The sequence below is a fragment of the uncultured Gimesia sp. genome, assembly GCF_937919775.1.
Taxonomy (GTDB): domain Bacteria; phylum Planctomycetota; class Planctomycetia; order Planctomycetales; family Planctomycetaceae; genus Gimesia.
This window is the reverse complement of sequence record NZ_CALFPF010000500.1, coordinates 1-6,271: the sequence shown is the minus strand read 5'-3', so window position 1 is coordinate 6,271 and position 6,271 is coordinate 1. Positions and strand designations below refer to the sequence as shown.

Here is a 6,271-nt window from a genome sequence, read left to right as displayed (position 1 = left end):
GTCGATCGAGTGCAAGAGAGACGAATGTCCGCGTTGCGGCAGGCGTTGTGGCCAAGAAAATTCTGGAAGCCGCTTTTGGCGGACGTGTGATAGGATACGTGACTCAAGTCGGCCACTTGCAGGCACAGATTACTGATCCGACTACGATTACCGCTGATCAGGTCGAGAAATTTTCGGATGGCACTATGAATCCGGTGCGCTGTCCCGATCATGATGTGGCCCACCAGATGATTGAATTCATCAATGAAGTACGCAAGGAGGGGGATTCAATTGGTGGTGTGGCGGAAATTGTGGCCATCAATGTTCCGGCTGGATTGGGAGAGCCGGTTTTCGATAAATTGAAAGCCGATATCGCCAAAGCCTTATTCAGCATTCCCGCAGTTTTGGGTGTCGAATATGGTTCGGGCTTCGCCTGTGCGACCATGCGGGGCAGTCAGAATAATGATCACTTCATCGCCGCTGAGGATTCAGAAGAAGATGCTCCGGTGATTACGACCGACACGAATCGACATGGCGGAAATCTGGGCGGCATTTCAACAGGGCAGCCCCTGGTATTTCGCGCTGCAGTCAAACCGACGAGCAGCCTGCTGATTGAACAGCCGACGGTGACTAACCAGGGCGAGCCAACAACCATCAGAACCAAGGGACGACACGATCCCTGCCTCTTGCCTCGTTTTGTCCCGATTGCTGAAGCGATGATCGCGATCACATTGGCCGATCACTGGCTCCGCTGGCGATCTCAGTGTGCAGCGGCTCCTGATCGAACTCACAACGTTTGAAGAGAGTGACCTGTCATGGCCTGGATACAAAAGCAGATTCGTCTGCCTGCTTTGAGACGTGGTTTTCATATCATAACGCGTGAAGTGCTAAGCGAAGTTCCGGAGTTGTCGCAGATCAATGTAGGCATCATGCATGTATTTATCATGCATACTTCGGCTTCGCTTTCGATCAATGAAAACGCCGACCCTGATGTTCCCGTTGATCTGGAGATGGCATTTAACAGGATTGCCCCTGAATCGCTGCCTTATGTGCATACCTGCGAAGGCCCCGATGATATGCCCGCCCATGTCAAAGCGTCTATGATCGGGAATTCACTTTCGATTCCCATCAGCCGTGGTCAACTCTGCCTGGGCACCTGGCAGGGCATTTACCTCTGCGAGCATCGCAATCACGCCGGCGGGCGCCGGTTGGTAGTCACCATTCAGGGCGAGTAGCCGCATTTGTCTCGTTTCGGTTAACTGTCTTTCGCACCAATACAATACAGGTGCTTATCGGAACGGATAAAGATTTGACCGCCGCTGATCGCGGGAGTGGCACTGAAGTCTTCATTATCATCAGTCAGACGATTCACCGAGACGGGTTCCAGTTTATCACTGGCCTTGATCACATGAGTTTCACCAGACCGGGAAGTAAAATAAATTTTCCCATCCGCGATTACGGGTGAGGAATAGTCGCTGCCACGAAATCCGCCCCCGCCTCTACCTTGACGTCCGCCAAAGCGATTCCCCGGTTCTTCTTCACTCTGATCTGACGCGACAGCATTTCCGGAATCCAGGCGACCACGGAAGAGGCGTTCTCCCGTTTTGGCATCAATGCAGTTGGCAACTCCGTTGGCGAAGAAGTAAATCCGATCCTGATACATCACCGGCGTTTCAATTCGATTGGAATCGCGGCCCGACCAGACGACGTGCGACTTGGTGACGTCGCCTTTGCCGTCAGCACGCACGGCGATCGATCCGCCGCCTCGTCCTTCAATTCCATAAATCACACCGTTAGAGGCAATCACACTTGAGCAATACGTCTCAGTAGGCAGCGCTTCACAAAACCAGCGCAATTTGCCGTTGTCTGGATTAAGACTCCAGATTTCATAAGGAACGCCGATGACCAGGTCGGTTCGCTTGTCATCAATGGGAACTAAAATCGGTGTTCCCCAGGTGGAATTGAAACCGGATGACTCCTGACGCCAGACCTCTTTGCCGGTCTCTTTATTCAGAGCAACAATCGCTTCGCTTTCCGCGGTGGCAGTGACGATTAAGAGATCCTTATATAAAATGGGGCTCGATGAAGAACCCCATCTGCGTGGATCCAACTCGTCTCCTACGATGGTCTGCCAAAGCTGGTTGCCTTCGAGATCGTAAGCAAGTGCTCCCGACTTTCCATAATAAACATACACCCGCTTGCCATCGGAAGTGGGTGTATGTGAAGCATAACCGTGTTCGGCAAACATGCCTGTGTAAACATCTTCGGGCAGAACTGGGTCTACCGTTTTATCCCACAGGATTTTTCCCGACTTGCGATCCAGGCAGACTAAATGCCGTCTGAGATCTTTTTGATCGCCGGGATCATTCCGATTCATCCCGTAACCCGACCAGCAGGTGACAAAGACTTTATCACCGACGATGATCGGGCTGGATGAACCATGACCTGGCAGAGCCACTTTCCATTTCAGGTTTTTCTGAGCACTCCATTCAGCAGGCGTGGCCTGTTTTTCGTCAGAAACCCCCGAACCATTTGGCCCCCGAAACCGCATCCAGTCTGCGTGAACGCTTGAGGAAACCAGTATCAACAAGGCGAACACAGCAATTTTGAGGTACATAACGACGTCCCTGAAAACGAGATGAGTTAAAGAGCCAAATGGGTTTTAGGTAAAAAATTAGTTATCGGATTCAGGACGCTTTGGGCGATCTTTGTTGTCTGAATCACGATTTCCACGATCTCTGCCTCCGGAACGACCGCGTGAGTTAAACTGCTCTGCCATTTTAGTTAACTCTGCTTTATCAAGTTCCTTGTCTTTGTTGGTATCAATCCGATCAAACATGGCCTGCATCCGCTCAGGAAGTTCTTCCTTTGTCAGTTTGCCATCTTTGTTTTTATCGTTAACCATCATCCGTTCGACGAAGTCCCCGCCACCGTCTCCATCACGTCTGCCGAAACCGCCGGGGCCACCAGGACCACGACCACCGTCACGTCCGCCGAATTCAGGACGCAATTCGTCTTCCGTCAGTTTGCCATTTTTGTCTTTATCCAGTTTTTGAAGAGCAACCGTTGCGTTTTCCATTTCTTCTTTGGAAATTTCGCCGTCTTTATTGGCATCTAATGCCACAATGATCGGCAGCATCATCATAAAATTGGGACGACCGCCTCCGCCTGGGCCTCTTCCTTCGCGTGGGGGACCACCTTCACGATCACCGCCGCGCTCTCTCCGTTCGGGTCGGTCTCCCTGGTCGCCTTTTTCAGGGGGCTGAGCAGTAACAAGTGTAGTTGCACAGACTGCGAGCAGAGTTGTGCCAACTGAAAGAAGATGAGTCAATCGCATCTGAAGATCTCCGGAAAGGTAGTTTTGAAATGGTAAGTGTATGTAAATAATCGATTTACATTTTTGTTCTTGTTCAATGAAAAGGTTACCGTCAACGCCCTGGTTTGAATCAGCAAAAACACATCGATTGACGCTGATTCAATCGTTTTGATAATGAAGTACCTCTCTCATGTTTTAAGTTACAAAGATCAAACACGGCAAACGAGGAAATGTTTCGAAAAACTCACCAAACTGGAAAAATTTCTGAAACCATGAATTTCGCATTAAAGACTTCAAATTAAACTGCAAATGCAGTCTTAAATAAAAAACGCTCGCAGAAAACTGCGAGCGTTTCATTCAAATGAAAATATTTCGTAACCATCCGGTTATTTGAAAGCGGTTACTCCGGGCATCGCGACAGGAGGAACGGGCAGCGGGCCCCATTCATAGCTGGCCGGCGTCAAATCTTCTGTGGAATTCATGGCCATTTCCCAGGTAATCGATTTACCCGTGTAAGCGGCCATGCGGCCCATAATGGCAAGCATGGTGCTCTTGGTCATGTAATCACCGTTGTTAATGGGATTGCCCGAACGGATGCTTTTGAAAAATTCATTGTGTTCGACCTGATACATGTTTTCGCCTTTATCCCGGAGTTCCCAGGTCTTTTTCCCCTGAGGATCGAAAATCCGATGTTTGAAGACGTCGACGTGTCCTTTGGTTCCATAAACATGATCAGAGACATCGACGGCACAACCATCCTGCTGCCGACAACGGCTGAAGCCTTTCACGCCATTCGCATATTCATAAACAATCGCAAAGTGATCATAGATGTGGCCATAATCTTTACCGGTTCGGGTCTGGCGGCCACCGGTCCCACTGCAGGATATCGGGGGTTCGTCTTTCATTGTCCAGGCCATTTTATCCAGGCTGTGAACGTGCTGTTCGGTATTGAAATCACCAGAAAGCCAAGTGAAATACAGCCAGTTTCGCATCTGCCATTCCATATCACTCCATTCCGGCTCGCGTTTAAACATCCACAAACCGCGGGTGTTATAGCTGCACTGAATCGTCATCACGTCGCCGACTGCCCCGTCGTGGATTTGCTTGAACGTTTCCCGCATTCCATTGTGATAACGCCAGCAGAGACCCGAGACGATGGAGAGATTTTTTTCTTTGGCCAACTGGCAGGTTTCCAGAATGGAACGAACACCAGGTGCATCAACGGCGACCGGCTTTTCGGCGAACACATGTTTGCCTGCTTCGATGGCAGCCCGCAGTTGCATCGGACGAAAGTGAGGCGGGGTGGTTAACAGGACCACATCCACGGAGTCAATCACTTTCTGGTAGGCGTCGAAGCCCACAAATTTATGGTCGGCATCGACCTGCACCTGTTCCGCAACAGGATTCTTTTTCAAGTTATTATAGCTTGAGTCAAGATGGTCATAAAATGTATCGCCCATCGCCACAAGCTTGGCATTGGGGTCGGCTGCCAGCGCTTGAGCAGCGGCTCCGGTTCCCCGTCCTCCACAACCTACCAGACCAACGCGAAGGACATCGGTTCCGCCTGCAAACAGACCGGCCTGCAATGCAGACGCCTGTGGTGTTCCTGCAAAAACGGTACTGGAAAAAGTAGAAGCCGCAGCAACCGCCGCCGATCCGGTTTTGATAAATTCACGACGCGTTGTCGATGAAGGAATCTGAGATTGCCTGTTATTCATAAGAGAGTCCTGAGTTAATTAGTTTCATTGACAAATTGAATCCTTAGGATACCACAGACAGGAGACTGTTTTCGAGGTAAAAAAGGAATCTACTGGCAGGTTTTTTGAAGAGAATTTGGACTTATGGGCAGGTAATTGAGAATTCTAACTACGTTGTGAGAGGGCGTCGATGTGTTCTCGACCAAAGCGTTGCAGACTGGCTGTTCCCAGATTGACGTAATGCTGCCAGGTTGCCTTGAGTCGTTCTTGTTGCGGTTCGGTGAGGACCTTGATCTGCCGCGCAGGACAGCCGGCCCAGAGTGTATTCGGGGGAACGTGAATTCCCTCGCGAACCAGAGCCCCTGCAGCGATTAAAGCACCTCTGCCAATCACACAGCGACTGAGAACGGTAGCACCGATGGCGATCATGGCGTCGTCTTCAACGATCGAACCATGCACGATGGCAGAATGTCCCAAGGTCACCCGGTTTCCCAGAATGCAGGGATGTTCATAATCGGTATGTAAAATCGAGCCGTCCTGCACATTGGTCTCTTCGCCCACCTCGATGTATTCTAAATCGCCTCGCAATACGCACTGATGCCAAATCGAACTGCGGGCCTTCAGACGCACTCTGCCTGTGACGATGGCATCGGGAGTCACCCAGGCAGTGGAATCAATGATGGGAATAGAATGCAGGGCTTCCCAGTCGCAGTCCACGTCCGGGTAAGGTAAAGCCGGAGGGGTGGGAATCGAAGCTGAGACGAGGGGCCATTTCTGTGAAGAATCTCTTTTATCCATTTGATTCGACCTGCTGCTGATTTGCCTGCGGTGTTGATGGTTCAATCAATGTACTATTCGGAATGGTCGGCTTCTTTTTTTCCATCAGGAACAGACCACCAATGGTAAGCGCCGTCCCACTCAACAACCACACTGTTAATTCTTCACCAAAACAAAGCACACCAGCAAATGCGGCCATCGCTGTTTGGGATGCGTTCAATAAATTAACGCGGGTAACCGTCAGATGCTGCATTGAGGCGCCGATGGCGAAGAAGGCGATGGCGTTCATAATTCCTGCCACTAACATCACCAGGTATTGCCAGGCCGTCGTTTCCCAAAAGATCGAAAAGCCAAGTCGATAAACGGCGACGCCTGTTAAACAGATCAGGCCGGTCGTGCTGATTAAAACCAGAGTGGCCGAGATAGAAAGTTCACTTCGGACTGAGCCGCGAATGACAGCGCCGCCGGTACCATATGCGCAGCCCGCGAAACAGGCAACGAA

The 6,271-nt window shown here is 50.6% G+C and carries 7 protein-coding genes; 2 read left to right on the top strand and 5 right to left on the bottom strand.

Annotation, left to right across the window (positions count from 1 at the left end):
• Positions 1 to 779 (top strand): chorismate synthase (gene aroC, locus Q0294_RS14260; protein ID WP_299466654.1); only part of this gene is annotated, 779 nt, incomplete at its 5' end.
• A gap of 15 nt (positions 780 to 794) precedes the next feature.
• Positions 795 to 1,214 carry a secondary thiamine-phosphate synthase enzyme YjbQ gene (locus Q0294_RS14255; protein ID WP_299466651.1) on the top strand — a complete coding sequence of 140 codons (420 nt, stop codon included), beginning with the start codon at positions 795 to 797 and terminating at the stop codon, positions 1,212 to 1,214.
• Between the two features lie 20 nt (positions 1,215 to 1,234).
• Here the strand turns inward: Q0294_RS14255 and Q0294_RS14250 are convergent, their stop codons facing one another.
• The 5 genes from Q0294_RS14250 to Q0294_RS14230 form a co-directional block, all read right to left on the bottom strand.
• Positions 1,235 to 2,596: a PQQ-binding-like beta-propeller repeat protein gene (locus tag Q0294_RS14250; RefSeq protein ID WP_299466647.1), complete on the bottom strand. Its 1,362-nt coding sequence runs from the start codon at positions 2,594 to 2,596 to the stop codon at positions 1,235 to 1,237.
• Positions 2,597 to 2,653: 57 nt separating this feature from the next.
• Positions 2,654 to 3,316, bottom strand: coding sequence for a hypothetical protein (locus Q0294_RS14245; protein ID WP_299466644.1), 663 nt, complete (start codon positions 3,314 to 3,316; stop codon positions 2,654 to 2,656).
• A 365-nt stretch (positions 3,317 to 3,681) separates the two neighbouring features.
• The gene (locus Q0294_RS14240) at positions 3,682 to 5,013 is read right to left on the bottom strand and encodes a Gfo/Idh/MocA family oxidoreductase (RefSeq protein WP_299466641.1); all 1,332 of its coding nucleotides are present in this window, start codon (positions 5,011 to 5,013) and stop codon (positions 3,682 to 3,684) included.
• A gap of 144 nt (positions 5,014 to 5,157) precedes the next feature.
• Entirely contained in the window at positions 5,158 to 5,790 is a 633-nt protein-coding gene (locus tag Q0294_RS14235; RefSeq protein ID WP_299466638.1) for a gamma carbonic anhydrase family protein, read from the bottom strand.
• On the bottom strand, positions 5,783 to 6,271 hold a 489-nt coding region (locus Q0294_RS14230), incomplete at its 5' end, for an EamA family transporter (protein ID WP_299466635.1). The genes Q0294_RS14230 and Q0294_RS14235, both read right to left, overlap by 8 nt.

What these genes read in the sequence shown, in the direction of transcription:
- Q0294_RS14255 (WP_299466651.1), top strand. Translation starts at nt 795, where the DNA reads ATGGCCTGGATACAAAAGCAGATTCGTCTGCCTGCTTTGAGACGTGGT.
- Q0294_RS14250 (WP_299466647.1), bottom strand. Translation starts at nt 2,596, where the DNA reads ATGTACCTCAAAATTGCTGTGTTCGCCTTGTTGATACTGGTTTCCTCA.
- Q0294_RS14245 (WP_299466644.1), bottom strand. Translation starts at nt 3,316, where the DNA reads ATGCGATTGACTCATCTTCTTTCAGTTGGCACAACTCTGCTCGCAGTC.
- Q0294_RS14240 (WP_299466641.1), bottom strand. Translation starts at nt 5,013, where the DNA reads ATGAATAACAGGCAATCTCAGATTCCTTCATCGACAACGCGTCGTGAA.
- Q0294_RS14235 (WP_299466638.1), bottom strand. Translation starts at nt 5,790, where the DNA reads ATGGATAAAAGAGATTCTTCACAGAAATGGCCCCTCGTCTCAGCTTCG.